This window comes from Exiguobacterium sp. s149 (assembly GCF_018618395.1).
Lineage (GTDB): Bacteria > Bacillota > Bacilli > Exiguobacteriales > Exiguobacteriaceae > Exiguobacterium > Exiguobacterium chiriqhucha.
Genome location: NZ_JACSLZ010000002.1, coordinates 244,476 through 269,946, shown reverse-complemented (window position 1 = coordinate 269,946; position 25,471 = coordinate 244,476). Strand labels below are relative to the sequence as shown.

The window sequence follows — 25,471 nt, the reverse complement described above, 5'->3', positions numbered from 1 at the left end:
GAGCGATTTTTGGAGGGTACTATGATTAGATTATTGGCAGATTCAACTTGTGATTTATCTGATGAGATTTTAGCGAAATATGACATCGGCGTCGCGCCGCTGATCATCACGATTGACAACAAATCGTATGAGGACCGCGTCGACATCCAGCCCGATGAGTTTTACGGAATGTTGGAAGCGCTACCGGAATTCCCGACGACGGGGATGCCGAGCCCAGCGACATTTATGAAGCTGATGGAAGAGTCCGTCGAGAGCGGACATGATGAGATTTTATGTATCTGTATGTCGAGCGGGACGAGCGGATCGTATCAATCGGCCGTGCTCGGAAAAGAGTACTTCGAAGAGGCGCATCCCGATTCGACGGTGAAGATTCATATCGTCGACTCACGCTCGATGAGCCACGGGAGCGGTTGGCTCTTGATGAAGAGTGCCCAGATGCGCGAAGCCGGGGCGACGTTCGAGGAGCTCGTCGAGTTCAATGAGACGTATAAGATGAAAGTGAAGCACTTCTTGTCGGTCGATGATTTGGACCACTTGATTAAGAGCGGACGCATCTCGAACGCGAGTGCCATCATCGGCAAGCTGTTGATGGTCAAGCCAATCATGAGCATGAAGAACGGGAAAGGCGCCATCGTCGCCAAAGAGCGGGGAACGCGGAAAGTGCTCAAGCACTATACGGACGAGTTCATCAAACGCTGCGACAAAGCTATCACGAACTTCGTCATCATCGGCTATACGTCAGATCAAAAGATTGCCGAGAACTTGAAGGCGAAGATTCAAGCCGAATCCGACTTCAAAGGCGAGATTTACCTGATGCAGATGGGCGTCTCGGTCGGGACGCACGTCGGTCTCGGGGCCATCTCGATGTTCTTTGTGGAGAAATAAAACGAAAGCCGTCTCGGGAAAGAGACGGCTTTTTCTGTGGATAACGTTATCCACAGGTAGGGACGGACCAGACACGTTCCACGGACCAAGAGTTATCCACAATATCGAGGCGATAGACGTCGGGATTGCTGAGATTGCGCCACGTGTCGAAGTCATAGCGGTTATCCACATGTTGAAGAAGCAACGCGAGCAGGTTTCCGTGCGTCACGAGGACGGTCGTGCCGTTTACGTCGTCAAGTGATTCGATGACGCTCAAAATCCGGTCCGTCGCATCTTGACCCGACTCGGCGCCCGGCAAACGGAACGAGGTGTCGGTGAACGAATGGCGGAGCAGTTCGAACCAATCGTCGCGCGGTTCAAGCGAGAGGATGCGTTCGCGCAACTTCGGATTCGTCTCGATGGTCAGCTGCTTGGATGTGGCGAGCGGTGCGATCGAGGCAGTAGCTCGCGTATAGTCGCTCGAAATGATGCGGTCGACGGGAATGTCTCGAAAGAAGTCAGCAAGGGCGAGTGCTTGTTGTTCGCCGTCTTCAGTGAGTGGGGCGTCCGGTTCTTGGCCAGTCGCCGAGCAATGACGGATGAGATAGAACGTAGACATGATAGATTCTCCTTCATTAATAAGGTTAAATGCTTACCAGACGGTCAAACTCGTTCTCGTATCGTTGGCGTGGGTCAAGTAAGAGACGTCCTTAAATCCGCACGTGAGAGTATGCTGATAAAGCGATTCAAGCAGAGGCTCATCCTTGCAGTAGATGTCGACGAACGTGGAGTCGACGATGAGCAGGGCTAGCTCACAATTGCTATCACGAAACGCTTCGTACGTCTCAATGTCTTTCACCGGTTCTTTCGAAAAGGCTTTTACATTCACGAAGATGAGATATTGCTCATCCTGATGAATCGAATCAGAAAATGTTTCGCCATCCATCTCGGTCGCTTCAGGAAACAACGGTTGATCGAGAGCGCTATTCTTCACACGATATGATTCCTCACCCCCGACGAACCAGCTGTAAGCAGGGATGTCGACGGGACTTAACATGTCGGCCAGAAAGCGTCCATATGTATTCGGGATTTTAAAACGGATGCCGCGCTTCACGGATTGCATGCCCCCCTTCAAAAGTTTCATGGATGAAATCCGTACTTAACCCTTATCAAACATCACAAAAGCGTTATAATCAATATAACAATTATAAACGGGGCGAGTCGGCGAATGGGGATTTACCGAATCGTCTCATACACAAATCCAGGGGAGAAGGATGGGGTTTTCATGAGCAGTGTTCAAAAGAGAACAGACGTCATTTTGATTGGTGCAGGCATCATGAGTGCGACGCTCGGATCGCTCTTTAAAGAGCTCGTACCAGAGTGGGAAGTCAAAGTGTTTGAGAAGCTCGAAAGTGCAGGGGAAGAGAGTTCGAACGAATGGAACAACGCCGGGACGGGACATGCCGCCCTCTGCGAGTTGAACTATACGACCGAGAAGCCGGATGGCACGCTCGATATCTCGAAAGCAATCAACGTGAACGAGCAGTTCCAAATCTCGCGTCAGTTTTGGGCGCATCTCGTCAACAAAGGCTTGATTCAAAATCCGGAAGCGTTCATCCGTTCGATTCCACATATGAGTATGGTCCAAGGCGAGAACGATGTCCGCTTCTTGAAGAAACGTTTGGAAGCGCTAACAAATAATCCGTTGTTTGAAGGGATGGTTTTATCGGATGACCCGGAACAACTCCGTGACTGGATGCCGATTGTCATGGAAGGACGTTCCGTCGATGAGCCGATCGCGGCGACGAAAATCGATTCAGGTACCGACGTCAACTTCGGTGCGCTTACACGGATGCTGTTTGACCATTTGACCGGCCAAGGCGTCGAGGTCAATTACAAGCATAGCGTCGAGGACGTGAAACGGTTGGCGAACGGATTGTGGGAAGTGAAAGTGAAAGACATCGAGGCGAACACGATTGAGACGCATACGGCGCCGTTCTTGTTTATCGGCGGCGGTGGAGGCAGCCTGCCGCTCCTTCAAAAGACGGGCATCCCGGAGTCGAAGCACATCGGCGGATTCCCGGTGAGCGGTCTGTTCCTCGTCTGTAAGAACCGTGACGTCATCGAACAGCACAACGCGAAAGTATACGGCAAAGCGAAAGTCGGCGCACCGCCGATGTCGGTGCCGCACCTCGACACGCGCTTCATCGAAGGGCGTAAAGAGTTGTTGTTCGGACCGTTCGCCGGCTTCACGCCGAAGTTCTTGAAAACGGGCTCGAACCTCGACCTCCTCCAATCGGTCAAACCGTACAACGTCGTGACGATGCTCGCGGCCGGGGCGAAAGAGATGCCGCTCACGAAATATTTGATTGAGCAGGTGCTCTTGTCACACAACAAACGGATGGACGAGCTGCGCGAATTCATTCCGACCGCGAAAAATGAGGACTGGGAAATCGTCGTCGCCGGACAACGCGTGCAAGTCATTAAAGACACGCCGGACGGCAAAGGGACGCTCCAGTTCGGAACGGAAGTCGTCAGCGCCGAAGATGGATCGGTCGCAGCACTTCTCGGTGCGTCACCGGGCGCGTCGACGGCCGTGCACGTCATGTTAAAAGTGCTCGAGCAGTGCTTCCCAAGCCGGATGCCGGAATGGGAACCGAAAATCAAAGAGATGGTGCCGTCTTATGGCGTCTCACTCTCCGATCACCCGGAACTGTTCAAGACGATTCACGAATCGACAGCGATGGCGCTCGGCTTGAAAGAGAAAGGTGTCGTCCACAACTAAGCGAGTACAAGCGAGGATATGTTCATATTCTCGCTTTTTCTTTTTAATTTTTGCATAAAAAAAAGACCTCTTCGCACGGAAGGGGCCAATCAAGTAGTGGCGACAGGTTCTTCGCTCAAATAAGCAGCAATTTGTTGATCGATGATTTCTTCCGATAATTCAAGCGCGAGCGAAAGTTCTTTCACGAGGATCGTTTTAGCGTTCTCTAGAATCTTACGGTCCTGTTCATATAACTTTTTGTTCAACAAGAGAGCTTCGCTTTGGCGGCGAGCAAGCGTGTTGATGACTTGAGCGATCTCGTGACGGTTACCCGAGTGCACGACGTTCAAGAATTCGCGATTGCGGTTGTTCGGATGGGGATTCCATTCGACACCCGGCGAGCGGAACGATTCGAGGATTTCTTTTGCTTCTTTCGCTTCAAGGAGCGTCAACATCATCACTTTATCACTATCGACGGGGATACTGATTTGCAACTTCTGTGCGTTGTTGATGGGATGGAGCGTATAGTACGACTTCGTCTCACCCGCGACCGTCATGTCGGAAATGTCGTCAATGCGGCAAACTCCGTGGGTCGAATAAATGATTAAATCACCAGTTTTGAACAAATCGATCACCTCTTCCTTTCATCAAGTATAGTAGTTCATGACACGAAATGTCAACTCGGTTGACATTTGAGGTGAGATATGACACAAAAAAATCCCTCCCAATCGTTAGGAGAGATTACAAATTCCAGTCGGCTTTCAACAACATTTTCAGTTGTTGGAACGCGGCGTCACCGAGTGAATCGGCTATTTTTTGTTCGAGTTCGGCTTTCAGTGCCTCGTTCTGTTCGTAGCAACGGACCCCGAGCTCGGTCAACTCGATACATTTATCTTTTCGACTCGTCGGATGATCGGTCACCGTGACAAGTTCTTTCGCTTTCAAGTTCTTGATGAGCTTATGGATCGCTTGACGGGAGATGTGGACGTTGCGCGTCACTTCGGCAATGGTCGGTTTCGTTTGATAAATCCGGGCGAGCACGTACCATTCGGAGTTGGAGATATAGATATCGTGTTGCTCGTTCCAAGCCCGCTCACTGATGCGTCGGATTTGGTCATGTCGCTCACTGAGGAGGTCGAGGAGTCGTGTCGTCGGTTCTGTTGGAGTCAAATTGGTCACTCCTATTCGTTTTTGTCGTTCCTAACTATACAAAAGCGGATGTGCCACGTCAATGCGCGAAACGAGTTCACGATTCTCTGATAGGATTTGACGGTTTGGGGAACAGAAAAGCAGAGGAGGGAATTACATGCCGACACGTACCGATTTATTTCAACGTTATAAACAACATATTCTCGAGTTACCTGATTTGGAGGAAACGACTCTGAAGAGTGAACCGTTCCTGCTCGAGGAGGACCCGGACAAGCAGCTCACGATTTATTATGCGCCGTTCGAATACATTAACCCGAACGCCAAAGTCGTCATCGCGGGAATCACACCGGGACTGTATCAAATGCGGCAATCGTTCGAGGCAATCCGTGATTTGGCGGATGCGCCCGACGAGGAGGCGCTCCGGGCTGTCAAACAACGTGGCAGCTTTTCCGGACCGATTCGTAAGAACCTAGTGACGATGCTCGACGACTTGGACTTGCATCATCACCTCGGGATCCCGACGACGCTCGATTTGTTCGGCGAGGCGAACCATCTCGTGCAGAATACGGCGGTGTTGCCGTACCCCGTCTTCTATAAAGGGAAGAATTACAACGGGTCGAGCCCGGACATGTTGAAGACGGATTTATTTCGGTCTTATGTCGAAGGAGGGTTCGCCGACGAGATGGCCGTCCTCGAGGACGCACTCATCTTGCCGATGGGGATTAACGTCCGTCGTGCCGTCGAGACGCTCGTCGACAAGGGCATTATCGCGCCAGAACGCGTCGTGAGCGGATTTCCCCATCCATCAGGGGGGAACGGCCATCGACATCGAATCTTTGCCGAGAACCGTGAATCGATGCGGCGCCATATCGCTGAGCATTTCAAACAACATCCGCTGAAGTGAGCCGCCACCGTGCGGTTCTTTTTTTTGTGAAGCACCTCACCTGACAACTTTGCTTTAGTTCGCTAAAATGGGGTACGAGGTTGACCCAGTTTTCCCATGAGAGAAAGGAACCATCTATGATCACGTTAACGAATGTCAGCAAACAGTTCGGCCGCGACGCAGCGGTCCGTGACGTCTCGCTTCACATCGAGCGGGGCGAGGTATATGGCATCATCGGCGCGAGCGGGGCCGGCAAGTCGACGTTGCTGCGCTTGATGAACCTGCTCGAGACACCGGATACAGGGCAAGTCACAATCGATGGCGATGAGTTGACGGGCCTGTCGAGTCGACAACTACGCGAGAAGCGGCACGTCATCGGCATGATTTTTCAACAGTTTAATCTCGTCGCGAACAAGACCGTCTATGACAATGTGGCCGCCTCGCTGAAACTGGCCGGCCGACCGCGGGCGACGCACGAGGCACGCGTCTTCGAGTGCCTTCGTTTCGTCGGGCTCGAGTCGTTCAAAGACAAGTACCCGGCACAGCTCAGCGGTGGACAGAAACAGCGTGTTGCCATCGCCCGGGCGCTCGCGAACGAACCGCACGTCTTATTGTGTGATGAGCCGACGTCGTCGCTCGACCCGAACACGACGGCCGAAGTGCTCGGCGTGTTGAAGTCGATCAATGAGCGGCTCGGCGTCACCATCGTCATCGTGACGCATGAGATGGACGTCATCAAACAAGTGTGTGACCGCGTGACCGTCATGACGGACGGTGCGGTGTATGAGACGATTGACGTCATTCCGAGCGGGGTCGCAGACATCGACGACAATCCGTCCTGGTTCGTCAATCAACTGAAGAAGGCAGGTGAACTACATGCCTGAGGTGCTCCTGCAATATCAGACCGAGATTTGGCAATCGATCGGCGAGACGTTCATCATGGTCGGCGTCTCGATTCTCGCGGCCGTCCTCCTCGGCCTGCCGCTCGGGACGTGGCTCTACTTGTCACGAAAAGGGCAACTGCTCGAGAATCGGGCCGTCTTCTCTGTGCTCAACTTGGTCGTCAATATCGTCCGCTCATTCCCGTTCCTGTTACTCGTCGTGTTTTTGATTCCATTTACGCGGCTCATCATCGGAACGGCCATCGGGACGGCGGCGGCCACCGTGCCGCTCGCCATCATCGCCATCGCCCACTACTCGCGACTCGTCGAGCAGTCACTCCTTGACGTCCCGCGCGGCGTCGTCGAGGCAGCCGTGTCGATGGGGGCGTCCATCAAAGACGTCATCTTCAAGTTCTTATACGTCGAGGCCCGTTCCGGTCTCGTTCTCGGGCTTACGACGTCAATCATCAGCTTCATCTCGTACTCGACCATCATGGGGGTCGTCGGGGGCGGCGGCATCGGTGACTTCGCCATCCGCTATGGTTATCAACAGTTCAAGACGGAGCTGATGATGTACATGATTTTGATCATGCTCGTCTTCGTCCAGATGATTCAGTTCACCGGTACGACGGTGGCCCGGCTCATCGACAAACGCTAATCACCTACAGAAAGAAGGAAAACTTATGAAAAAATTAATGGCGCTTTTCGCCTCACTCACACTCGTCCTCGCAGCGTGCGGGAACGATACTGAAACGAACACGACGGAAGCCCCGTCAAACGAGCCGCAGACGCTCAAAGTCGCATCGCTCATCCCACCGATGACGGATATGCTTGAAATCGCGAAAGAACAACTCGCCGAAGACAACATCGAGCTCGAAATCGTCGTCCTCGGTGACAACGTCCAACCGAACACGGCGCTCGCAGCGAAAGAAGTCGACGCGAACTTCTTCCAGCACGTCCCGTACATGGAAGAGTTCAACCGCAGTAATGACGCTAACCTCGTCCCAATCGAACCGATTTACTTCGCCAACTACGGTGTCTACTCGAAAGAGTATGACAACATGAACGACATCCCGGAAGGCGCGACAATCGCCATCGCGAACGACGTGTCGAACATCGACCGCTCGCTCTCATTGCTCGCGCAACACGATGTGATTAAGCTCGGTGAGAAGAACGGGTCGTATTACACGCAAGCCGATATCACAGAAAACCCGAAGAACCTCAAGTTCGAGGAAGTCGATTTGCTCATGCTCGCGCGTGCGTATGACGACGTCGATGCGGTCCTCATGACGCCGGCTTACGCGGCTCCACTCGGCTTGACGCCGAAGAGCGATGCCCTCTTGACGGAAGGTGTCGAGAACGACTTCGCCATCACGCTCGTGGCTCGTGAAGACAACAAAGATGAAGAAGCGATCCAGAAACTCGGCGAAGCACTCACAAGTGACGAAGTCCGAGCGTTCTTGGAAGAGAATTACGAAGAGACGGCGATTCCAGCGTTTTAACAAAAAAAAGATTGAGCCTACGCGGGCTCAATCTTTTTTAGTACTCTTCGTACTCTCTAGGGTCTTGATTATCGATGCGGCCGTCCGGTTTCGTCAGGCCGTTGAGCGTCGTCATCTCGTCCTCCGTCAATTCGAAGTTGAAGACGTCGAGGTTCTCTTTTTGGTGCAACTCGCTCGACGAACGCGGGAGCGGGATGACACCGAGTTGGACGTGCCAACGCAGAATGACTTGAGATACGGTCTTGCCTTTTTGTCTTGCTAGTTCCGCAATCGTCTCGTCATGCGTGACGGTCCGGGCTCGGCTCAACGGACTCCATGCCTCGGTGATGATGCCGCGCTCTTTGTCAGCCTGACGCTGTTCCACTTGGGAGAAGTATGGGTGGAGCTCGATTTGGTTGATGACCGGTGTCTCACCCGTCTCCTCAATCAAACGGTCAAGGTGCTCGGGCATAAAGTTCGAGACGCCGATGGAGCGGATCCACCCGTTCTCTTTCGCTTGGATGAGGGCGCGCCACGCCTCGACATATTTGTCTTGTTTCGGGTTCGGCCAATGCAATAGGAACAAGTCCCAATAGTCGAGGTTCGCCCGGTAAAGCGACTCACGAATCATCTCGAGTGCATCGTCATAATTAAAATATTGGGCCCGCAGCTTCGACGTCAAAAAAAGCTGCTCGCGCGGGATGCCGGATTGGCGGACGGCTTCGCCGACGGCACCTTCATTGTCATAGCGAATCGCCGAGTCGATTAAGCGATACCCGTTGCGGATGGCGCATGTGATGGCGTCGACACCCGGTTCGCCTCGTAAATAGACAGTGCCGAGTCCGATGGCCGGAATCTCGTAGCCGTCATGTAGTTTGATGGTTGGGATGTTCATAAAATGCCTCCTTATTCAAAATCCGTTCTCTTGTCCGATATTCCACTTTCCCGGGGAATCAAACGTTTGAATCGGTTGCCGTGAATCAGAATGTCGTTGCCTATTTTCCTGTTTTTGGGATAATTGACGTGAGGTGATGGGGATGAAGTGGTGGTGGATGCTCGGCATATTGACGATTGGGGGAATGATGTTCGTCAATGAGGCTTGGTACGGGAATTCGGCGGCGTTTGGAACCGCGACGGGGATGGTGATTGTGACGTTGATTGGCTTAAGAAATTTAGAAGGCCGGAATCGTATACGAATGGGAATGATTTTTTCACTATTGATTGCTGGAGCGATTTACTTCGGGTTGCCGAGTTATTCGGTCGCCGAGGCAGAATATAACCTGAAACAAGTACATAAGATTGTGAACTATATGGACGGTGTCGGAGTGGTGAACGAAGGCTGGAATCCGTTTCAACCAAACCGTGTCTATTTATTTGAAATTGATTCAGGGGACCGAGTCTTGTTTTTACCAGATTCGGGAGAGATTATAAAAACGCGTCCTCCAATGTGAGGACGCGTTTCTGATTAGTTGCGAATCATATAATCGAAAGCACCGAGTGCGGCAGTCGCACCAGATCCCATCGAGATGATGATCTGTTTGTAGGCGCTGTTCGTGCAGTCGCCTGCTGCGAACACACCTGGGACGTTCGTCGCGCCGTGACGGTCGACGACAATCTCACCAAAGTTGTTACGTTCGACCGAGTCGAGCCAATCCGTGTTCGGGACGAGGCCGATTTGGACGAAGACGCCTTCGAGTTCAACGTGATGCGTCTCGTTCGTCTCACGTGACAAGTACGAGATGCCGTTCACTTTGTCCGTACCCGTGATTTCTGTCGTCTGAGCGTTCGTGACGACGGTCACGTTCGGGAGGCTGTGGAGACGGTCTTGAAGCACTTGGTCAGCTTTGAGTTCGGCAGCGAACTCGAGCACCGTCACGTGTTTGACGATTCCAGCGAGGTCGATGGCTGCTTCAATCCCAGAGTTACCGCCGCCGATGACCGCGACGCGCTTTCCTTCGAAGAGAGGGCCATCACAGTGCGGGCAGTAGGCGACACCTTTGTTTTTGAACTCGGCTTCACCTGGCACGTTGACGTTGCGCCAGCGTGCACCAGTCGACAGGATGACGCTCTTACTCTTCAAGACGGCGCCGTTCTCAAGTTCGACTTCGACGAGGTCTTTCTTCTCGAGGCGCTTCGCACGTTGGAGGTTCATGACGTCGATGCCATACTCTTTCACGTGCTCTTCCAAGCTCGCGACGAGTTTCGGGCCTTCCGTGTAAGACGTACCGATGAAGTTCTCAATCCCCATTGTGTCCATCACTTGTCCACCGAAGCGTTCCGCGACGATGCCGGTCCGGATACCTTTACGAGCCGCGTAAACCGCTGCGCTCGAACCAGCCGGGCCACCACCGATGACGAGGACGTCATACGGTTCTTTGTTGTCAAACGCCGAAGCGTCTGGGCCAGTACCAAGTTTCGCCAAAATCTCTTCAAGTGACATGCGCCCGTTGCCGAATGCCTCACCGTTCAAGAAGACGGTCGGGACAGCCATGATTTCTTTCGCTTCCACTTCTGCCTTGAACGCGCCACCGTCGATCATCGTGTGTGAGATGTTCGGGTTGAGGACGCTCATGACGTTGAGTGCCTGGACGACGTCCGGGCAGTTATGGCAGCTGAGGCTGATATACGATTCGAAGTGGTACGTGCCTTGAATGTTTTGAATCTGTTTGATCGCATCCGCGTCCACTTTCGGCGCCCGGCCGCTCACTTGGAGCAACGCGAGGACGAGTGACGTGAACTCGTGACCGAGCGGGATTCCTGCGAAGACGATTCCTGTCTCTTCAGACGGACGGCTCACGCTGAAGCTCGGTGTGCGTTCGAGCGTGACGTGCTCGACCGAGATGCGTGACGACATGCTCGCGAGTTCGTTCACGAGGTCGAGCATCTCTTTTGAGACCGCGTCGTCTCCAGCGCTGACACGGAGGACGACATCGCCCTCCATGAGCTGGAGATATTGGTCCAACTGTTGTTTAATATCTGCTTCTAACATGAAATCCGCTCCTTACAACTTGCCGACGAGGTCGAGGCTCGGGCGAAGTGTCGCAGAACCTTCTTCCCATTTCGCCGGGCAAACTTCGCCTGGGTTGTTGCGGACGTATTGTGCCGCTTTGACTTTGTTGACGAGTGTGCTCGCGTCACGGCCGATGCCGCCTGCGTTGATTTCAACTGTTTGGATGACGCCGTCTGGGTCGATGATGAACGTACCGCGGTCAGCAAGACCATCTTCTTCGTTCAAGACGTCGAAGTTACGTGAGATTGTGTGTGATGGGTCACCAATCATGATGTACTCGATTTTGCCGATTTTCTCTGATGTTTCGTGCCATGCTTTGTGCGTGAAGTGTGTGTCAGTCGATACTGAGTAGACTTCGACGCCGAGGTTTTTGAGTGTCGCGTATTCGTTTTGAAGATCTTCAAGTTCAGTTGGGCAGACGAATGTGAAGTCAGCTGGGTAGAAGCAAACGACGCTCCATTGACCTTTGAAGTCGTTGTCCGATACTTCGAGGAATTCACCTGTTTGGAATGCTTGTGCTTTGAAAGGTAAGATTTCTTTGCCGATTAATGACATGGGATATGTCCTCCTTGGTTTTTTACTCTAGTGGACTTTCGTCTCTACTAGAATAATTATAATGTAATACTAACTTCATATAACCCGCCAAAAATGTCAAGGTGTTTGCATGTCTGGTAAAATGTTGATATATCAACGTTAAATGGATAAATCGCTTGATGAAAGGGAAGAAAACGATTACAAAATAAATGTGCTTTTGTTTTCAATCCTGTATCCTGATAAAGTGATTAGGAGGGGCGAGAGTTTGAATCGAGTGAAGGAAAGTCGATTATTCTCGTCACTAAGTACATCATTATCAATTACATATAAAAGGGTGAGACAGTTGAACTATCGAATTCATTCACACCGCTTCGGGGAGACAATACTTAAAAATGATGAGGAGTTCACAGAGATTTGGAGAGAAATCCATGACATCATATATTCTATAAGTGATGATGACATCATTCAAAAATTCGAAGAGAAGTATGCGGACAAGAATAAAAGTCTGTCCTCAACCTTGAATGATTTATTCAAATCAGAGTTTTCGAAGAGAGGATGGGCCAGCGAAAGTCCAATCTTCCAAGACCGTGACTATTCAGAGAATGTGTGGCGTCTCGATTTTGCCAAAGAGAATATCTCGCTGGAAGTAGGTTTCAACCATTCGGGAACGATTGCATGGAATCTGTTGAAACCGGTCATTGCGAGCGAGTTGAATCATGTCGAGAAGGCAATTCAAACGCGAATTGGTGTGATTATTTGTGCAACCCAAAGACTTCAGCGTGCCGGAAATTTCGACAACGCCATCGGTACATATGAGAAATATGTCCACCATTTGAAACCGTTGAACACTCAGTTGACCGTACCAATCGTCATCATCGGGCTTGAAGCACCCGACACGTTCAGGATTGTCGAGCATTTTAATGAAAAGGGCAAAAAAAGAGGCCGTGTAGAAGGATTCTACACGAACCAGATTGTCGATGATGCAACAGAAACTTATGATGAGCCGTTGTTTGATGAGGACTTAGATTAACATGTAATTTCTATTATCCACTTCGTATATGTCGATTGGTTTTGGCCATGTCTACGAAATGGGTGATGGTATAAATCACATGATCAAAGTCTTCATTGACCTGATGCTCCCAGAACCGGAGGATGACCCATCCTTCTTCTACGTAGTGTCTTGTAACGTCAGCATCCCGTTCGATGTTGCGACCGATTTTCTGACGCCAGAACTCGGCGTTCGTCTTCGGAAGTTTGAAGTGAAGGGGGCAGCCGTGCCAGTAGCAGGAGTCCAAAAAGACGACAACACGGAGTCCGGGAAATGAGATGTCCGGTGTCCCATACAACTTCCGATTGTTCTTCCGATATCGATATCCGGCAGCCCATAGTGCTTTCCGGACCTTCACTTCCATCTTCGTGTCCTTGCCGCGATTGCCGCTCATCGTCTTGAAGACGGCTGGACTCGATGCTTTTGGTACGTTTCTGGCCATACCTTCACCTCCCTCTAATAGGAAGATTCCACGTGAGGGAGATAAGTACTCATTTTACGCGTCTAGAATCTGCTGGATGTAGTTTCTGTCCAACCAAAACGATTGTTTTGTGATCCACTGACCGTCTGGGAGTTTCACTTTGTCCTGACCGTCGGCTCCTTTTGAGCGCACATGGGCGACCTGATTGAATTTCGGGCCGGGAAGATTGTTTTTCACTCGTTTACCCGAAGGTGTCAGTTTTACTCCAGTATGGACAATGTGTTTAGCCTCGAGCCACATCGACTTCAACTCGCCATCGACCGTTTCAAGCGGCATGTTCCATAGACGTATCCCTTCGAAACGAGGGATACGTTTTTGTTTGGGAACGTAGTCCTCGTCATATCGGAAGACGAGGAAGAGGTATTTCTGTTCGGCGAACGTGTCGTACAAGTCGGATTCTTCCCAATCGTTTTGAGACAAATCATCGAAATCGACTTTGCCGAATGACATATGCTCCCGGATTTTGCCGTCAGGCTCTCGGGCAATCGTCTTGAACTTGATGTTCGCCTTCGCGAACTCTTCGATGCCAGACAAGTCGGTCTTTCGAACCCCTAAAAGCTTTGCCATGACTCGCGGAATCATCGCTTTATTGCCCGGGTTATATGGGATACCTGTTTCTTCGCACAACTTGAGTAACGTCTTTCCGTAATGAGGAGAGAGCCGTGCCTCGAGGAGCTGCTCAATCGACATATCTTTCAACTCACCGTGATTGGCGATTGACTCCATCAATTCAGGGGTCAAATACTTACGGACAAGCCCCGACATATAAGAAGCTTTGAGCGAAAAGGCACGTGGTTTTGCTGGTTGCTCTGAGAACGGTTGACTGCGGACGACCGAACCATTTGCTCCTTTCGTGCAGGCTGACAAGTACATCGTATCGGCCTCGGAGATCAAATGGGCCTCGCCACGTTTGATTTTTGCGACGATTGTCTCCCAGTCTTGCCGCATCACGTCCAAATCCTCTTCTGAGAACTCATTCAAGAACGCTTTATAGATACGGTAGTCGTCGATAGGGATGTTTGGCTCATATTGATAAAGCATGATAAGCATGCTCGTGGCTTTGGATAAGAAGCTTGACGTCTCGAACGAATACTCGTGCTCGTTATGATAATCAATCATGTTCAGAACGAGCCGCTCCTTCGATGAATATGTACCGTTCTTGTTCTTCTTGAAAGGGGTGACCTTCAATTCGATGCCGAGCTCTTCAAAATCAGGCCGTGCGTCCGAATTGATTGGGTAGCCGAAATGACTCTCCTCGATGATGTGCCCGAGGGAACCTTTCGAACGGACATTCTTGATGCGCCCGGTCGTGTCAATCTCTCCGAACGTCTTTCCTTCGGCCTCTCTTGCCTTATCCATTAATTCTTGAATCGTTTCGTACCGCAAAATAACTCCTCCTGAATTTTACATATATAACCATTATAGCGTACCGCTTGATCGAATTCATCGTTCGTGATACACTATTTCCATTGAGTCGAAATTAAAAATAGAGTAAATTTAAGATAGAAAATGCGAAAGGGTGTTCCCATTGATTAAAGTAGTTGAGTTATTTGCTGGTGTAGGAGGTTTCCGCATCGCACTTGAAGGAATTAAAGACGTGAATGCCGAGCCTACATCTGACAAATTCGATGTAGTTTGGGGCAATCAATGGGAACCGGCGACGAAGAGTCAACCGGCCTTCGATTGCTATGCCGAACGATTCAAGGGCCGAGGTATACATTCGAACGAAGATATCGCCCTGTCATGGATGGAGGCGGGTCCGCACCATCTGTTAGTCGGGGGCTTCCCGTGCCAAGACTACAGTGTGTCACGCAGCCTCAAGAACGAACAAGGGATCCAAGGGAAGAAGGGCGTCTTGTTCTGGGAAATCATGAACATCATCGAACAAGAGAAACCGCCATACGTGTTGCTCGAGAACGTCGATCGCCTCATGAAGTCACCAGCCAAGCAACGAGGACGTGACTTCAGCGTCATGCTTCGTGCGTTCGCCGACCAAGGCTATACGGTCGAGTGGCGCGTCATCAATGCGGCCGACTATGGGTTCGCGCAACGACGACGTCGCATCTTCATCTTCGCGACCCGCACCGACCTGAATCATTCGGCACGTGCTCAACAGGCAAACCCTGAGGAGTGGTTGCTCGAGTCAGGCTTCTTCGCACCGACGTTCCCGGTCCATGAACTGACAAGCGAGAAACATCCGGGCTCGCAGTTCGAACTGCCGAAAGATATCGTCGAAATCTCTGACACGTTCTCGGCGACATACCGCAATGCGGGCATCATGTCGGGCGACCGGGTGACGACGCTCGAGACGTTACCGAAACGCGAAGTGCCGAAGACGCTCGGTGAAGTGGTTCAAGAAGTCTATGAGCAGTTCGGTCCCACACCCGAACGGTATTATTTGGACACCGAGACGATTAAAAAGTCGGGTCGGAACGAGCAGGAAGAGTTGGCTTACTTGAAAGGGCCGAAGAAAATCGAACGGACCTCGGCAAGTGGTCACGTGTATGTGTACGCAGAGGGCGGTATGTCGTATCCGGACTCGCTTGACCTTCCTGGCCGTACGATGTTGACGAGTGAAGGCACATGCAACCGCTCGAGCCATGTCATCGAAGATCCACAGACGAAGAAGCTTCGTTATTTGCGCCCTGAGGAGTGCGAGGGGCTGAACGGATTCCCTTATGGATGGACGGACACGATGACGGACCGCAAACGTTACTTCACGATGGGGAACGCCCTCGTCGTCGGATTGATTGAGCGGATGAGCTATCGAATCGCAGAGATCCATGAGCAAGAAGATGACCAGAACATCTTGCAGGAAGCGATTCAGATGCAACTGTTAGGAACGTATAATAACTTCAAATAAAAAATCTCTAGTCACGACGGGAAAAATCGTGACTAGAGATTTTTTCATATCAACTTCAAAGTTAAAAAGACAGAGGTCGCCCTCTGCCTTTCAATTATTCTGCCATCAACGCGCACACCGCGTTCGAATAGGCGACCGGGTCTTCAATCGGTAGCCCTTCGATGAGGAGTGCCTGCTGATAGAGCAAATCGGTATACTGTTTCGCTTTCGCTTCATCTTCCTTATAGATGCGCTGTAACGTCCGGAAGATGGCGTGATCGGCGTTCACTTCAAGCACTTTTTCAGCTTTCATGCCGCCGCCATTCGGCATCGTGTTCAAAATCTTCTCCATCTCGATTGAGACGTCACCGGCGACCGTCAAGCAGACCGGATGTGACTTGAGACGTGTCGATGCGCGCACTTCTTTGACGCGGTCGCCCAGTTCTTGTTTCATGAAGGCGAACAAGTCCTTGTTGTCCTCATTGAGCGAATGGGCCGCCTCGTCATCAAGCCCGAGGTCACCGCTCGCGATCGACTTAAACTCTTTGTCGTCATACGACTGGAGCATTTTGATGGCGAACTCGTCGATTTCTTCAGTGAAGTAGAGAATCTCGAACCCTTCTTCTTTCAAGCGTTCCGCCTGAGGGAGAAGGTCGATGCGGTGAATCGATTCACCCGTCGCGTAATAGATGTACTTTTGATCGTCTTTCATGCGCTCGACGTACTCTTTGAGCGTGACGAGCTTGTTCTCGTTCGACGAGTGGAACAAGAGCAAGTCTTTCAACTCGTCCTTGGCGGCACCGAACTGATCGTAGACGCCGAACTTGAGCTGACGGCCGAACGAATCGAAGAATTTCTCGTAGTCTTCGCGCTCGTTTTGGAGCATCTTCTCGAGCATGCCTTTGATTTTCGACTTCACGTTTTTGGCGATGACGCGAAGTTGGCGGTCCTGCTGCAGCATCTCCCGGGAAATGTTGAGCGACAGGTCTTCCGAGTCGACCATCCCTTTGACGAAACCGAAATAGTCCGGGAGCAGGTCAGGCGACTTCTCCATGATTAAGACGCCGTTCGAGTACAGCTCGAGTCCTTTCTCGAACTCTTTCGTGTAATAGTCGAACGGGACCGTCGATGGGATGTAGAGAATCGACTGATACCGGATGGAACCGTCGACGTTCAAGTGGAGGTGTTTGAGCGGCTCGTCGAAGCCGTAGCGTTTCTCGTGATAGAACGTCTTGTAGTCTTCGTCCGACAGCTCGCTCTTCCGTTTGCGCCAAATCGGCACCATGCTGTTGACCGTCTCTTCTTCGACGTAGTCCTCGTACTCTTCCGAGTCTTCTTTTTGACGGTGCTTCGTCACGTCGAGCTTGATCGGATAGCGGATGAAGTCCGAATGCTTCTTGATGAGCGAACGGATCTCGTACTCTTCGAGGAATGATGAGTACGTCTCGTCGTCCGTGTCGGCTTTCACGTGCAACGTGATCTCAGTCCCGATGTCGGTCTTATCCGTCGGCTCGATCGTGTAACCGTCTGTGCCTTCCGACTCCCACAAGTAGCCTTGTTCACTGTCGACCGAGCGGGTGCGGACCGTCACACGGTCTGCCACCATGAACGCCGAGTAGAAGCCGACACCGAATTGGCCGATGAGGCTGTGATCTTCTTCCATCTTCGTCGCCTGCTTCATCGCGAGCGAGCCGCTCTTGGCGATAATCCCGAGGTTCGATTCGAGTTCGTCGGCCGTCATCCCGATTCCGGTGTCACGGATGGTGATTGTGCGGGCGTTTTTGTCGAGCTCGACTTTAATGAAGTAGTCGTCCTTGTTGAAGTCGATTGCCTCATCTGACAAGGCCCGGTAATACATTTTGTCGATGGCGTCACTCGCGTTCGAGATGAGCTCACGGAGGAAGATATCCTTATGCGTATAGATTGAGTGGACCATCAACTCTAAAATTCGTTTCGATTCGGCTTGAAACTGTTTCTTTGTCATGATCGTTCTCCTTTTTATTTGTTCGATTTTGGCACTCTATCAATAAGAGTGCTAACACTATTGATTATCCTAATTTTTAGGAAGATGTCAACCCGATTCAAACAAAACGTTGACGCGGGGCTCAGATTCACCTATAGTTGAGTACATGCGATGAGCTGGTCTATGTAAGACGACGGACATTCCTTCGGGAGCACGTTGTGGAGCGTGGTTCGACGCGGTAGACTTTTCGAGAGCGCCTCTAGTGAGAGGTGCTCATTTTTTTGTATATGGGGGATTATGATGCAACTACATACCATCCATCACGTGGCGATTATCGCCTCAAATTATGACGAGGCGAAACGGTTCTACATCGATATCCTCGGTTTCGACGTCATCCGCGAGCATCATCGTCCGGACAAAGGCGATCACAAGATTGACCTGCGGCTCGGCGCGTACGAGCTCGAGCTGTTCATCAAACCGGACAGTCCGAAACGGCCGAGCTTTCCGGAGGCGTGTGGACTCCGTCATCTCGCCTTTAAAGTCGACGACATCGAGTCGGTCGTCGCTGAACTGAATACGCACGGTGTCACGACGGAACCAATTCGGTTTGACACGTTCACGGGCGAGAAGATGACGTTCTTCTTCGACCCGGACGGTCTGCCGCTCGAACTGCACGAATAAAGCCCCTTCACGCGAAGGGGCTTTCGTTATGGGCGCACGTAAGACAAGAGCATCTCTCTCAACACCCGCTGTTGGATGAGGGGCTCGATGTCGTCCTCTAAATAACTGATGTGAGACTTCAAAATGATATTGTTACCGAACGTACCGAACGCGTTGATGACAGTGACGACGGTTGCTTTCACGTCGAGATCGCTCCGAAGCGAACCGTCCGTCTTCCCGTCCGCGATGAGTGGTTCGAGCGTCTCCATGATTTCGCGCTGCAACTCGATATAGTCGTCAATCCCGGGAAGGGGACTTGCGACGGACGAGGCATAACTCTCGAACGCCTCACGGAAACGAGAGTGGCTCGTCCGCTTCACTTGTTGGTCGAGCAGATAGTCGAGAATCGCCTCGAGCCGCGAGTAGGCATTTCCAGGCCGGCTCGTCAGTTGTTTGAAAGCATCGAGCGTCGGTGCCAAATTGCGCACGGCCGCAGCAACGATCAATTGGTCTTTTTTCGGAAAGTAACGGAACAGTGTCGCGACCCCGAGTTCGGACGCGTCAGCGATGTCCTGCATTTGCACCCGTTCAAATCCATCTTGTAAAAAGAGCACCTCGGCTTGCTCGATGATACGATTCATTCGCTCTTCTTTATTTTGTTGTCGTTTACTCATGAAATCACCTCTTTGTATGTCGTTATTATACCGTGTCGAGGCAGTTTCGTTGAGAATCGAATGTGCATCGACTACTATAATGATAGTTAGACTATCATATTTAAAGAAATGGAGCTGGGATTATGCGGTTAATGGGGAAAGTAGCGGTCATTACAGGGGCAGGCAGTGGCATGGGTGAGGAGACGGCCAAGCTGTTCGCACGAGAAGGGGCGACTGTCGTCGCGACGGACATCAATCTTGAAGCGGTGACGCACGTCGTGGAGACAATTCGGTCGAATGGTGGCGAGGCGATTGCGCTTCAACACGACGTCACGTCACGCAACGATTGGGAAAACATTTATAACGAAGTCCAGTCCGTGTGCGGCAAGCTCGATGTGCTCGTCAACAATGCGGGCATCGCGCTCGCAAAACCGTTCTTGGATCAGACGGAGGAAGACTGGGCGCGCACGTATCGGATCAATATCGATGGCGTCATGCTCGGGACACAGTATGCAATCCCGCTCATGGAGCAAAACGGCGGTGGGTCGATCGTCAACATCTCGTCCATCTCGGCGCTCACAGGCATGGCCGGTGCCGGTGCCTATACGGCCTCGAAAGGAGCCGTTCGGTCGCTCACGAAAGCGGCGGCCGTCGATTACGGGAAACACAACATTCGCGTCAACTCGGTCCATCCGGGCTATATCGTGACACCGATGAGTGCGCCGCACATGGAACACCCGGATTATAAACAACATTTCTTAAATCAAATCGCTTTGCCGAATCTCGGTCGGGCTGAAGAAGTGGCGACGGCCGTCCTCTTCCTCGCGTCGGATGAGGCAAATCACATCACGGGAATCGAACTTCCGGTCGATGGGGGCGTCACAGCAAAATAAGCAACACAACTCGTTCAGGTCAGGGGAAAAATTCCTCTGACCTGTTTTCAAATTATTTTTCGGAAAAACCATATTAGAGATAGACAAATCAAGAGTTTCCTAAAATAGCGTCTCTCGATTCATATCGAAGATGCGAAAGGCCGCGCCAGCCAGATGAAACAAGTCATCGTCAAATAAGTGCGCAATCAACAAGGAGTTCGCCGCGGCGAACTCCTTGTTTTGTCTTCTACTCGAGGATGCCGAGGAGCTCCATGACCAAGAGGATGAACAGTCCGGAGCCGAGGACGGCCGCGAAGAAGACGAGCACAGCAAATTCTTTTCGTTTCAAGATGGCCCACCAGCCGGTCACGAACGCTCCGAGTCCGAGGACGGAGAACGTGGTCATATAGCTGAGCCGGAGCATGTTCGCGGCGTTGTCGCTCCAAAGCGTCGAGTGGAAGGTCGTATCGAAGTTATCGAGCAGGAGGAACGGCACGTACATGGCCAGGAACAAGCCGATGAGGATGATGGACCACTTGCCGACCGAGGTGCGAGGGAACAAGGCGCCATTCATAACGATTCACCTCTTTTCGTTGCGAAATCATCTGTATAGGTCTATTCCCGTTTTGAGCAAAAGTTGACGGGTTTCGTGGAAACGACATGATATAGTCGAAATGAGAGAATGGGGGGACGAGGGTGGAACAGTTCAAACTGAGACGGATTCGGGAAGACGTGTTGGAAATGGAAGTCGAATTGACGCTGAAAGGGAAATGGTGCGCGGTCACGGTGGACGAATATGTCACAGGTGCCGACATCGAATCACTCGTCTCCACGTTACGGGCGTTCAATGCACGAAACGGGAAGTCACCTGAGACTTGGGCGCTCGATGTCCCGCTCGTTCACGTCTCGTTAAGGTTCGAACTGGCGAATGCGCGAGGGACCGTTCGGGTCAATATTGAGATGGAACAAATGAAAGGCGATGGTGGAGACATGAGGGCGACGTTCTCGTTCGAGACGACGATGGGGCAGATGGATGAGTTGCAGCGACAACTGTCGGCATTCTTGGCGTGCGAAACCGATTGGGTCGAATCGCTTCGCCCAGAATAAGTGGCCAAGTCAAAACGAGAAAGCGGGTGTAGAAAGTGAAAACTCAATTTGAGATGGAACGGATTTGGATGGATGAGACCGAGCAGTTTTACCAGATTAGGCTTCAGCTCCATGCATCCGTCTGTTCGAGCAATTAAGATGTATATATGCAGGACGAGACACTGCAAGAACTGATTGACTCGATTGCTGGATTCAACAACACCTGGGGCAAGGAACCCGTGATTTGGCAGTTGTTGGACCCGGATGCGGATGACCATAAAATCAGCCTCACGTTCACGCTGATTGATCGGACAGGCATGATTCAAGTCGACGTCTTCATCCATGACGAGAGGCAACACGATCCGTTCGACCACTTCCATGCGACCTTCAAGTTCGAGACGACGATGGGGCAGCTCGATGACTTATGCGCTCAACTCAAACGCTTCATCCGACGAGAGACCGCCCATGTCGCATCGCTCTATGAACGATAACAAGCCCAGACAAAAGCGTCTGGGCTTGTTTTAATACCATTCTTTCGGTTCGTAATTCAATTCGCGGAACAACTGCTCACGCTCTTTTTTCGACAGGTCGCGCCATTGTCCGGGCGGGAGCTTGCCGAGCGTGATGTTCATGACACGTACGCGCTGAAGGCGGTACACTTCGTAACCGAGCGCTTCACACATGCGACGGATTTGGCGGTTGAGCCCTTGTGTCAGCGTGATGTTGAAATCGAACTTCGACAGTTGGTGGACTTTACACGGCAACGTCTTCTGGCCGAGGATTCTGACGCCGGCTTCCATCTGTTCGACGAACTCCGGAGTGATTGGCTTATCGACTGAGACGATGTATTCTTTCTCGTGCTCACCCTCGGCGCGAAGAATCTCGTTGACGATATCACCGTCGTTCGTCATCAAGATGAGCCCTTCCGAGTCTTTATCGAGACGGCCGATATTGAAGATGCGGAGCGGGTGGTTGACGAGATCGACCAAGTTGCCTTTGACTTTCTTCTCGGTCGTGCTCGTGATGCCAACCGGTTTATGAACGGCGATATAAACGTTGTTTCGTGCGACACGGGCGGCCGAACCGTTGACGAGCACTTCGTCCCCTGGGTTCACTTGGTCGCCGATTTTCGCTTTCTTCCCGTTGATGGTAACCCGTCCTTCTTCGACGAGACGGTCGGCTTGGCGGCGGGACGCCTTGCCGGATTCACTGATGAATTTATTGATACGCATAGATCCACGTCCTTTTTTTGGCTTCGTCCTCTCACTATAACGTATTTTACATGTGCCTGAAAGCGGGAAACGAACGAGTAGAGAGGATGTGGCACGATGGATCAAGCACGATTGCTATTGCAAGACGCGATTCGATTTCAACAAGCGCTCATGACGTCGTCGTTTCAGGCGGAATTGATTGAGGGGGCCTCTCCGGTCCTATGGTATGGGCGCCCGACGGAGCGACAGTGGCTCACCGTCGGGACGAATCCGTCGCGCGGCGAATTTTTTGAACGGGACGGAACCGTTCGTAGAGGAGAGTCACAAAAGTTCTATTGGCGTGACGAATCACTCGATGTCTACTTGCAAGATGACAACGCGCTCGACGCGACACTTCACTACGCCGCGGCTTACTTCGAGGCCGGACGGGCGACGACGAGCTGGTTCGGCAAACCGGGAGGGGCGAAACTCGAGGCCCTGCTCGAAGGTATGGGTCGCTCGTTCTACGACGGGTCCGCGCTCCATGTCGACTTTTTCAAATATGCGACGTCGCGTCAGATGGGCCAATTGCGAACAGGACGCCAATGGATGGAGCACCCGACATCGCTCGATTTGCTCGAACGGACGATTCGTTATGTGAACCCGTCCCGTTTGATCGTCCTTGGGCGTGATAACTGTGCGGCATTTAATGGGTTCACGCACAGTGAACGGCTGGACGCGTATCCGAGTGCCCGGTTCGAGCTCGGTTATCATGCGACGCTCCATGTCCCGATGGTCGGACTGCATGTCAAACCGTCCGAAGTGTTCGTCGGTCTCGGGAACGGTCGAGACGCGTTTGGGCTCCACCATGGCTCGTATGCGAAACGGGAGCATCTGATGCAAATCGGGTCGGCCATCGAAGCGAGCGCTCGTCGTTATTTCTCCTGAACGTCCTGTGGCGGATACACGCGCGTGATGCTGCCCCAAAAGTTGAACTCGTTGAAATCGATATAGCGGATGTCGCGGGAGCGGTTATCGAGCACCTCGAGCAAGATGACGTCGGGAAAGCCGGGTTTGTGGAAGATGATATAGCCGATCCCAGTGACAGAGTGATTTTTATAAAACCCGTTCGCCATATTCAGGATGAAAGGGCGGTCGGACTCGAGTTCGCGCTCGAACGTCGACCATTTCCATAAATAACGTGAGCTGCTGTGCCCTTTGTAGCCGTAATGGGCCCATAGTTTCGTAACAATCGTACTGATTCGAGTCGGCGGTGTGCCTTTCTCATCTTTGAACTGATGAGCGAGCGCAATCTCACGTGCGTCTCGTTGAATCTCGATTACGTCCTCCGGGATGCGCTCATAGCCAAGGTCATGGTAATAGCGGAAAATAGACGTCATCGAGGTGAGTGTACAATTGTTCTTGCCCCCGTTGAACGCTTTTTGAAGCAACACTGGAACCCCGTTGATGCGCTTCTCGCTCTTGACCGTCCAATGGCCGTGATAGCGGTCGTTCACGTAGGCCTTGGGGTCGATGATTCCAGCGTAACCTTTCTTTGCCACTTCGAGCTGGCCGGCATAATGTTCGTCCATGACGCACCTCCCTTTTTCTTTATTATACAAACAACGCCCGTCCTCTGGAATGAGAGAACGGGCGTGTTGTCGTTAAAAGATGAGATGGGCAATCCCGACGATAATCGGTAACGTGATGATCGTCCGTAACAAGAAGATGAGAACGAGATCGAAGAACGAGATTGGCAATTTCGAGCCGAGCAACAGTCCGCCGACCTCAGACATGAAGATGAGCTGGGTGACGGACACACAGGCGATGACGAATCGCGTCAACTCGCTCTCGATGCCGCTGCCGAGCACGGCCGGCAAGAACATATCGGCGAACCCGACGACCATCGTCTGGGCCGCGGCCTCTGCTTCTGGCACTTGCAACAACATGAGAATCGGTTCGAACGGCTTGCCGAGAATCGTGAACAATGATGTATGTTCAGCGATGACGAGCGCGATCGTTCCGACGGCCATGACGACCGGCAAAATGCCGAGCCACATGTCGAGCACGTTTTGGAACCCGTCCTTGAACGTGGCGCCGGCCCCTTTACTCGATTTTGATTTGAGCAATGCTTGACGTAGTGCCCAGACGCGCATTGGGACATTCGCCGGCACCGGTTCTTCCGGTTTCAACTCCGTCTTTTCATACGCCGTGTCGGGCTTACGGGACAACGGATAGATGCGCGGCATGATGAGCGCGGCGACGATACCGGATAGGATGATCGTGCCATAATAATGCGGGAAGTAGGCGTCGAGCTCCATGTACGACAAGATGACGATTGTGAACGTGATCGACACGACGGAGAAAGTCGTGGCGATAATCGAGGCTTCTCGTTTCGTGTAATAGCCTTCTTCGTACTGTCTCGTCGTCAATAAAATTCCGATTGTGGCGTCCCCGACCCAAGACGCGAGCGCGTCAAGCGAGGCCCGACCCGGGAGGCGGAACAGCGGGCGCATCACTTTGATGAGCATCGTTCCGACGAACTCGAGCAGCCCGAAGTTCAACAGGAGCGGTAATAACATCCCGGCGAACAAGAACGTCGCGAACAAAATCGGGATTAAATCATATAACAACAATCCGCCCGTGAACTCGGACGTGATTGCCTCAGGACCGATGACGAGTAATGTCATGACGCCGGCGATGAAACCGATGACCCGCATCACAAACCAGAACGGTGTGACGTTGAACAACATGTTCAAATGAGGGCGCTCTAAGATGAACACCGGTTTGACCGCATACGCGATGAGTGAGCCGACGACCGAGATACCCATCATGATGACGGCAATCGTCGGTACGAAGTCGCCAATCAAATCAATCAGCCAGTTCGATAAAAAGGCGACCGGAATGGTGAACCCGTCACCAGACGGGATTGGGACGATGAAGAATAGAATCCCGATTAACGATGGAATGATGAATTTCATGTAATCTGCTGATGTGAATCTGGGCCCGTCATGACCGGACCGGTTTGGTGTGTGATTCATTCAATTAACCCCTTTTCCCCGAAAGTGTAGTGTGCGCTTCACTGGCACGTCCCCATCGTGCGTTACGTG

At 51.9% G+C, this 25,471-nt stretch carries 29 protein-coding genes; 14 read left to right on the top strand and 15 right to left on the bottom strand.

Translation table 11 applies throughout. The features are described from left to right. Positions 1-21 precede the first annotated feature (21 nt). Positions 22-885 carry a DegV family protein gene (locus KNP81_RS04590; RefSeq protein ID WP_214718755.1) on the top strand — a complete coding sequence of 288 codons (864 nt, stop codon included), beginning with the start codon at positions 22-24 and terminating at the stop codon, positions 883-885. Between the two features lie 46 nt (positions 886-931). Here KNP81_RS04590 and KNP81_RS04585 read toward each other — a convergent pair whose 3' ends face one another. Beyond that, the gene (locus KNP81_RS04585) at positions 932-1,483 is read right to left on the bottom strand and encodes a histidine phosphatase family protein (RefSeq protein WP_214718753.1); all 552 of its coding nucleotides are present in this window, start codon (positions 1,481-1,483) and stop codon (positions 932-934) included. Positions 1,484-1,516: 33 nt separating this feature from the next. Then, positions 1,517-1,987 (bottom strand): DUF2691 family protein, encoded by a 471-nt coding sequence (locus KNP81_RS04580; protein ID WP_251130270.1) that lies wholly within the window; start codon positions 1,985-1,987, stop codon positions 1,517-1,519. Positions 1,988-2,149: 162 nt separating this feature from the next. Here KNP81_RS04580 and mqo point away from each other — a divergent pair, with 162 nt between their 5' ends. Then, positions 2,150-3,649 carry a malate dehydrogenase (quinone) gene (gene mqo, locus KNP81_RS04575; protein WP_214718751.1) on the top strand — a complete coding sequence of 500 codons (1,500 nt, stop codon included), beginning with the start codon at positions 2,150-2,152 and terminating at the stop codon, positions 3,647-3,649. Positions 3,650-3,738: 89 nt separating this feature from the next. Here mqo and KNP81_RS04570 read toward each other — a convergent pair whose 3' ends face one another. Both KNP81_RS04570 and KNP81_RS04565 read right to left on the bottom strand, forming a co-directional pair. Next, positions 3,739-4,263, bottom strand: a complete 525-nt coding sequence (locus tag KNP81_RS04570; protein WP_029596405.1) for a CarD family transcriptional regulator — start codon at positions 4,261-4,263, stop codon at positions 3,739-3,741. Between the two features lie 106 nt (positions 4,264-4,369). After that, the gene (locus KNP81_RS04565; RefSeq protein WP_214718749.1) at positions 4,370-4,798 is read right to left on the bottom strand and encodes a MarR family winged helix-turn-helix transcriptional regulator; all 429 of its coding nucleotides are present in this window, start codon (positions 4,796-4,798) and stop codon (positions 4,370-4,372) included. 136 nt (positions 4,799-4,934) lie between these two features. Here KNP81_RS04565 and KNP81_RS04560 point away from each other — a divergent pair, with 136 nt between their 5' ends. The 4 genes from KNP81_RS04560 (at position 4,935) to KNP81_RS04545 (ending at position 8,043) form a co-directional block, all read left to right on the top strand. After that, positions 4,935-5,681 (top strand): hypothetical protein, encoded by a 747-nt coding sequence (locus tag KNP81_RS04560; RefSeq protein WP_214718747.1) that lies wholly within the window; start codon positions 4,935-4,937, stop codon positions 5,679-5,681. Between the two features lie 116 nt (positions 5,682-5,797). Then, a complete protein-coding gene (locus tag KNP81_RS04555) occupies positions 5,798-6,544 on the top strand; it encodes a methionine ABC transporter ATP-binding protein (RefSeq protein WP_214718746.1) in 747 nt (248 codons plus the stop codon). Continuing rightward, positions 6,537-7,199, top strand: a complete 663-nt coding sequence (locus KNP81_RS04550; protein ID WP_131434434.1) for a methionine ABC transporter permease — start codon at positions 6,537-6,539, stop codon at positions 7,197-7,199. Before KNP81_RS04555 ends, KNP81_RS04550 begins: the two co-directional genes overlap by 8 nt. A 25-nt stretch (positions 7,200-7,224) precedes the next feature. Further along, a complete protein-coding gene (locus tag KNP81_RS04545) occupies positions 7,225-8,043 on the top strand; it encodes a MetQ/NlpA family ABC transporter substrate-binding protein (protein ID WP_029333964.1) in 819 nt (272 codons plus the stop codon). Positions 8,044-8,080: 37 nt separating this feature from the next. Here KNP81_RS04545 and KNP81_RS04540 read toward each other — a convergent pair whose 3' ends face one another. Continuing rightward, positions 8,081-8,917, bottom strand: a complete 837-nt coding sequence (locus tag KNP81_RS04540) for an aldo/keto reductase (protein ID WP_214718741.1) — start codon at positions 8,915-8,917, stop codon at positions 8,081-8,083. A gap of 142 nt (positions 8,918-9,059) precedes the next feature. On the opposite strand from KNP81_RS04540, the gene KNP81_RS04535 reads away from it, so the two are divergent. Further along, positions 9,060-9,473, top strand: coding sequence for a hypothetical protein (locus tag KNP81_RS04535; protein ID WP_214718739.1), 414 nt, complete (start codon positions 9,060-9,062; stop codon positions 9,471-9,473). A gap of 14 nt (positions 9,474-9,487) precedes the next feature. Here the strand turns inward: KNP81_RS04535 and ahpF are convergent, their stop codons facing one another. Together ahpF and ahpC are read right to left on the bottom strand one after the other, a co-directional pair. Beyond that, positions 9,488-11,011, bottom strand: coding sequence for an alkyl hydroperoxide reductase subunit F (gene ahpF / locus KNP81_RS04530; protein WP_214718737.1), 1,524 nt, complete (start codon positions 11,009-11,011; stop codon positions 9,488-9,490). 12 nt (positions 11,012-11,023) lie between these two features. Continuing rightward, a complete protein-coding gene (gene ahpC / locus KNP81_RS04525) occupies positions 11,024-11,587 on the bottom strand; it encodes an alkyl hydroperoxide reductase subunit C (protein WP_021067918.1) in 564 nt (187 codons plus the stop codon). A gap of 322 nt (positions 11,588-11,909) precedes the next feature. Between ahpC and KNP81_RS04520 the strand changes: the two genes are divergently transcribed. After that, positions 11,910-12,596 (top strand): BglII/BstYI family type II restriction endonuclease, encoded by a 687-nt coding sequence (locus KNP81_RS04520; protein WP_214718729.1) that lies wholly within the window; start codon positions 11,910-11,912, stop codon positions 12,594-12,596. Between the two features lie 13 nt (positions 12,597-12,609). On the opposite strand, the gene KNP81_RS04515 is transcribed toward KNP81_RS04520, so the two are convergent. Together KNP81_RS04515 and KNP81_RS04510 are read right to left on the bottom strand one after the other, a co-directional pair. Then, complete coding sequence (locus tag KNP81_RS04515) at positions 12,610-13,056, bottom strand: very short patch repair endonuclease (protein ID WP_058765246.1); 447 nt, start codon at positions 13,054-13,056, stop codon at positions 12,610-12,612. A 54-nt stretch (positions 13,057-13,110) separates the two neighbouring features. Then, complete coding sequence (locus KNP81_RS04510) at positions 13,111-14,481, bottom strand: Sau3AI family type II restriction endonuclease (protein WP_214718727.1); 1,371 nt, start codon at positions 14,479-14,481, stop codon at positions 13,111-13,113. A 142-nt stretch (positions 14,482-14,623) separates the two neighbouring features. On the opposite strand from KNP81_RS04510, the gene dcm reads away from it, so the two are divergent. Next, positions 14,624-15,958, top strand: a complete 1,335-nt coding sequence (gene dcm, locus KNP81_RS04505) for a DNA (cytosine-5-)-methyltransferase (protein ID WP_214718725.1) — start codon at positions 14,624-14,626, stop codon at positions 15,956-15,958. 94 nt (positions 15,959-16,052) lie between these two features. Here dcm and htpG read toward each other — a convergent pair whose 3' ends face one another. Further along, entirely contained in the window at positions 16,053-17,921 is a 1,869-nt protein-coding gene (gene htpG / locus KNP81_RS04500) for a molecular chaperone HtpG (RefSeq protein WP_214718723.1), read from the bottom strand. A 279-nt stretch (positions 17,922-18,200) separates the two neighbouring features. Between htpG and gloA2 the strand changes: the two genes are divergently transcribed. Then, on the top strand, positions 18,201-18,581 hold the full coding sequence (gene gloA2, locus KNP81_RS04495; protein ID WP_058765255.1) for an SMU1112c/YaeR family gloxylase I-like metalloprotein: 381 nt from the start codon (positions 18,201-18,203) through the stop codon (positions 18,579-18,581). A 26-nt stretch (positions 18,582-18,607) separates the two neighbouring features. On the opposite strand, the gene KNP81_RS04490 is transcribed toward gloA2, so the two are convergent. After that, positions 18,608-19,234: a TetR/AcrR family transcriptional regulator gene (locus tag KNP81_RS04490; protein WP_214718721.1), complete on the bottom strand. Its 627-nt coding sequence runs from the start codon at positions 19,232-19,234 to the stop codon at positions 18,608-18,610. 122 nt (positions 19,235-19,356) lie between these two features. Between KNP81_RS04490 and KNP81_RS04485 the strand changes: the two genes are divergently transcribed. Continuing rightward, positions 19,357-20,106 carry an SDR family NAD(P)-dependent oxidoreductase gene (locus KNP81_RS04485; protein ID WP_214718718.1) on the top strand — a complete coding sequence of 250 codons (750 nt, stop codon included), beginning with the start codon at positions 19,357-19,359 and terminating at the stop codon, positions 20,104-20,106. 226 nt (positions 20,107-20,332) lie between these two features. On the opposite strand, the gene KNP81_RS04480 is transcribed toward KNP81_RS04485, so the two are convergent. Beyond that, positions 20,333-20,659: a hypothetical protein gene (locus KNP81_RS04480; protein ID WP_214718716.1), complete on the bottom strand. Its 327-nt coding sequence runs from the start codon at positions 20,657-20,659 to the stop codon at positions 20,333-20,335. A gap of 122 nt (positions 20,660-20,781) precedes the next feature. On the opposite strand from KNP81_RS04480, the gene KNP81_RS04475 reads away from it, so the two are divergent. Together KNP81_RS04475 and KNP81_RS04470 are read left to right on the top strand one after the other, a co-directional pair. After that, on the top strand, positions 20,782-21,192 hold the full coding sequence (locus KNP81_RS04475; protein WP_214718714.1) for a hypothetical protein: 411 nt from the start codon (positions 20,782-20,784) through the stop codon (positions 21,190-21,192). 146 nt (positions 21,193-21,338) lie between these two features. Continuing rightward, the gene (locus tag KNP81_RS04470) at positions 21,339-21,662 is read left to right on the top strand and encodes a hypothetical protein (protein WP_251128955.1); all 324 of its coding nucleotides are present in this window, start codon (positions 21,339-21,341) and stop codon (positions 21,660-21,662) included. A 30-nt stretch (positions 21,663-21,692) separates the two neighbouring features. Here the strand turns inward: KNP81_RS04470 and rluF are convergent, their stop codons facing one another. Beyond that, entirely contained in the window at positions 21,693-22,403 is a 711-nt protein-coding gene (gene rluF / locus KNP81_RS04465) for a 23S rRNA pseudouridine(2604) synthase RluF (protein WP_214710769.1), read from the bottom strand. A gap of 96 nt (positions 22,404-22,499) precedes the next feature. On the opposite strand from rluF, the gene KNP81_RS04460 reads away from it, so the two are divergent. Then, entirely contained in the window at positions 22,500-23,309 is an 810-nt protein-coding gene (locus KNP81_RS04460; protein ID WP_214718712.1) for a hypothetical protein, read from the top strand. Here the strand turns inward: KNP81_RS04460 and KNP81_RS04455 are convergent. Further along, positions 23,297-23,953: a C39 family peptidase gene (locus tag KNP81_RS04455; RefSeq protein ID WP_214718710.1), complete on the bottom strand. Its 657-nt coding sequence runs from the start codon at positions 23,951-23,953 to the stop codon at positions 23,297-23,299. The genes KNP81_RS04460 and KNP81_RS04455 overlap by 13 nt on opposite strands. Positions 23,954-24,025: 72 nt before the next feature. Beyond that, entirely contained in the window at positions 24,026-25,402 is a 1,377-nt protein-coding gene (locus KNP81_RS04450) for a YjiH family protein (protein ID WP_214718708.1), read from the bottom strand. Positions 25,403-25,471 lie beyond the last annotated feature (69 nt).

What these genes read in the sequence shown, in the direction of transcription:
- KNP81_RS04590 (WP_214718755.1), top strand. Translation starts at nt 22, where the DNA reads ATGATTAGATTATTGGCAGATTCAACTTGTGATTTATCTGATGAGATT.
- KNP81_RS04585 (WP_214718753.1), bottom strand. Translation starts at nt 1,483, where the DNA reads ATGTCTACGTTCTATCTCATCCGTCATTGCTCGGCGACTGGCCAAGAA.
- KNP81_RS04580 (WP_251130270.1), bottom strand. Translation starts at nt 1,987, where the DNA reads ATGCAATCCGTGAAGCGCGGCATCCGTTTTAAAATCCCGAATACATAT.
- mqo (WP_214718751.1), top strand. Translation starts at nt 2,150, where the DNA reads ATGAGCAGTGTTCAAAAGAGAACAGACGTCATTTTGATTGGTGCAGGC.
- KNP81_RS04560 (WP_214718747.1), top strand. Translation starts at nt 4,935, where the DNA reads ATGCCGACACGTACCGATTTATTTCAACGTTATAAACAACATATTCTC.
- KNP81_RS04555 (WP_214718746.1), top strand. Translation starts at nt 5,798, where the DNA reads ATGATCACGTTAACGAATGTCAGCAAACAGTTCGGCCGCGACGCAGCG.
- KNP81_RS04550 (WP_131434434.1), top strand. Translation starts at nt 6,537, where the DNA reads ATGCCTGAGGTGCTCCTGCAATATCAGACCGAGATTTGGCAATCGATC.
- KNP81_RS04545 (WP_029333964.1), top strand. Translation starts at nt 7,225, where the DNA reads ATGAAAAAATTAATGGCGCTTTTCGCCTCACTCACACTCGTCCTCGCA.
- KNP81_RS04540 (WP_214718741.1), bottom strand. Translation starts at nt 8,917, where the DNA reads ATGAACATCCCAACCATCAAACTACATGACGGCTACGAGATTCCGGCC.
- KNP81_RS04535 (WP_214718739.1), top strand. Translation starts at nt 9,060, where the DNA reads ATGAAGTGGTGGTGGATGCTCGGCATATTGACGATTGGGGGAATGATG.
- ahpF (WP_214718737.1), bottom strand. Translation starts at nt 11,011, where the DNA reads ATGTTAGAAGCAGATATTAAACAACAGTTGGACCAATATCTCCAGCTC.
- ahpC (WP_021067918.1), bottom strand. Translation starts at nt 11,587, where the DNA reads ATGTCATTAATCGGCAAAGAAATCTTACCTTTCAAAGCACAAGCATTC.
- KNP81_RS04515 (WP_058765246.1), bottom strand. Translation starts at nt 13,056, where the DNA reads ATGGCCAGAAACGTACCAAAAGCATCGAGTCCAGCCGTCTTCAAGACG.
- htpG (WP_214718723.1), bottom strand. Translation starts at nt 17,921, where the DNA reads ATGACAAAGAAACAGTTTCAAGCCGAATCGAAACGAATTTTAGAGTTG.
- gloA2 (WP_058765255.1), top strand. Translation starts at nt 18,201, where the DNA reads ATGCAACTACATACCATCCATCACGTGGCGATTATCGCCTCAAATTAT.
- KNP81_RS04490 (WP_214718721.1), bottom strand. Translation starts at nt 19,234, where the DNA reads ATGAGTAAACGACAACAAAATAAAGAAGAGCGAATGAATCGTATCATC.
- KNP81_RS04485 (WP_214718718.1), top strand. Translation starts at nt 19,357, where the DNA reads ATGCGGTTAATGGGGAAAGTAGCGGTCATTACAGGGGCAGGCAGTGGC.
- KNP81_RS04480 (WP_214718716.1), bottom strand. Translation starts at nt 20,659, where the DNA reads ATGAATGGCGCCTTGTTCCCTCGCACCTCGGTCGGCAAGTGGTCCATC.
- KNP81_RS04470 (WP_251128955.1), top strand. Translation starts at nt 21,339, where the DNA reads ATGCAGGACGAGACACTGCAAGAACTGATTGACTCGATTGCTGGATTC.
- rluF (WP_214710769.1), bottom strand. Translation starts at nt 22,403, where the DNA reads ATGCGTATCAATAAATTCATCAGTGAATCCGGCAAGGCGTCCCGCCGC.
- KNP81_RS04460 (WP_214718712.1), top strand. Translation starts at nt 22,500, where the DNA reads ATGGATCAAGCACGATTGCTATTGCAAGACGCGATTCGATTTCAACAA.
- KNP81_RS04455 (WP_214718710.1), bottom strand. Translation starts at nt 23,953, where the DNA reads ATGGACGAACATTATGCCGGCCAGCTCGAAGTGGCAAAGAAAGGTTAC.
- KNP81_RS04450 (WP_214718708.1), bottom strand. Translation starts at nt 25,402, where the DNA reads ATGAATCACACACCAAACCGGTCCGGTCATGACGGGCCCAGATTCACA.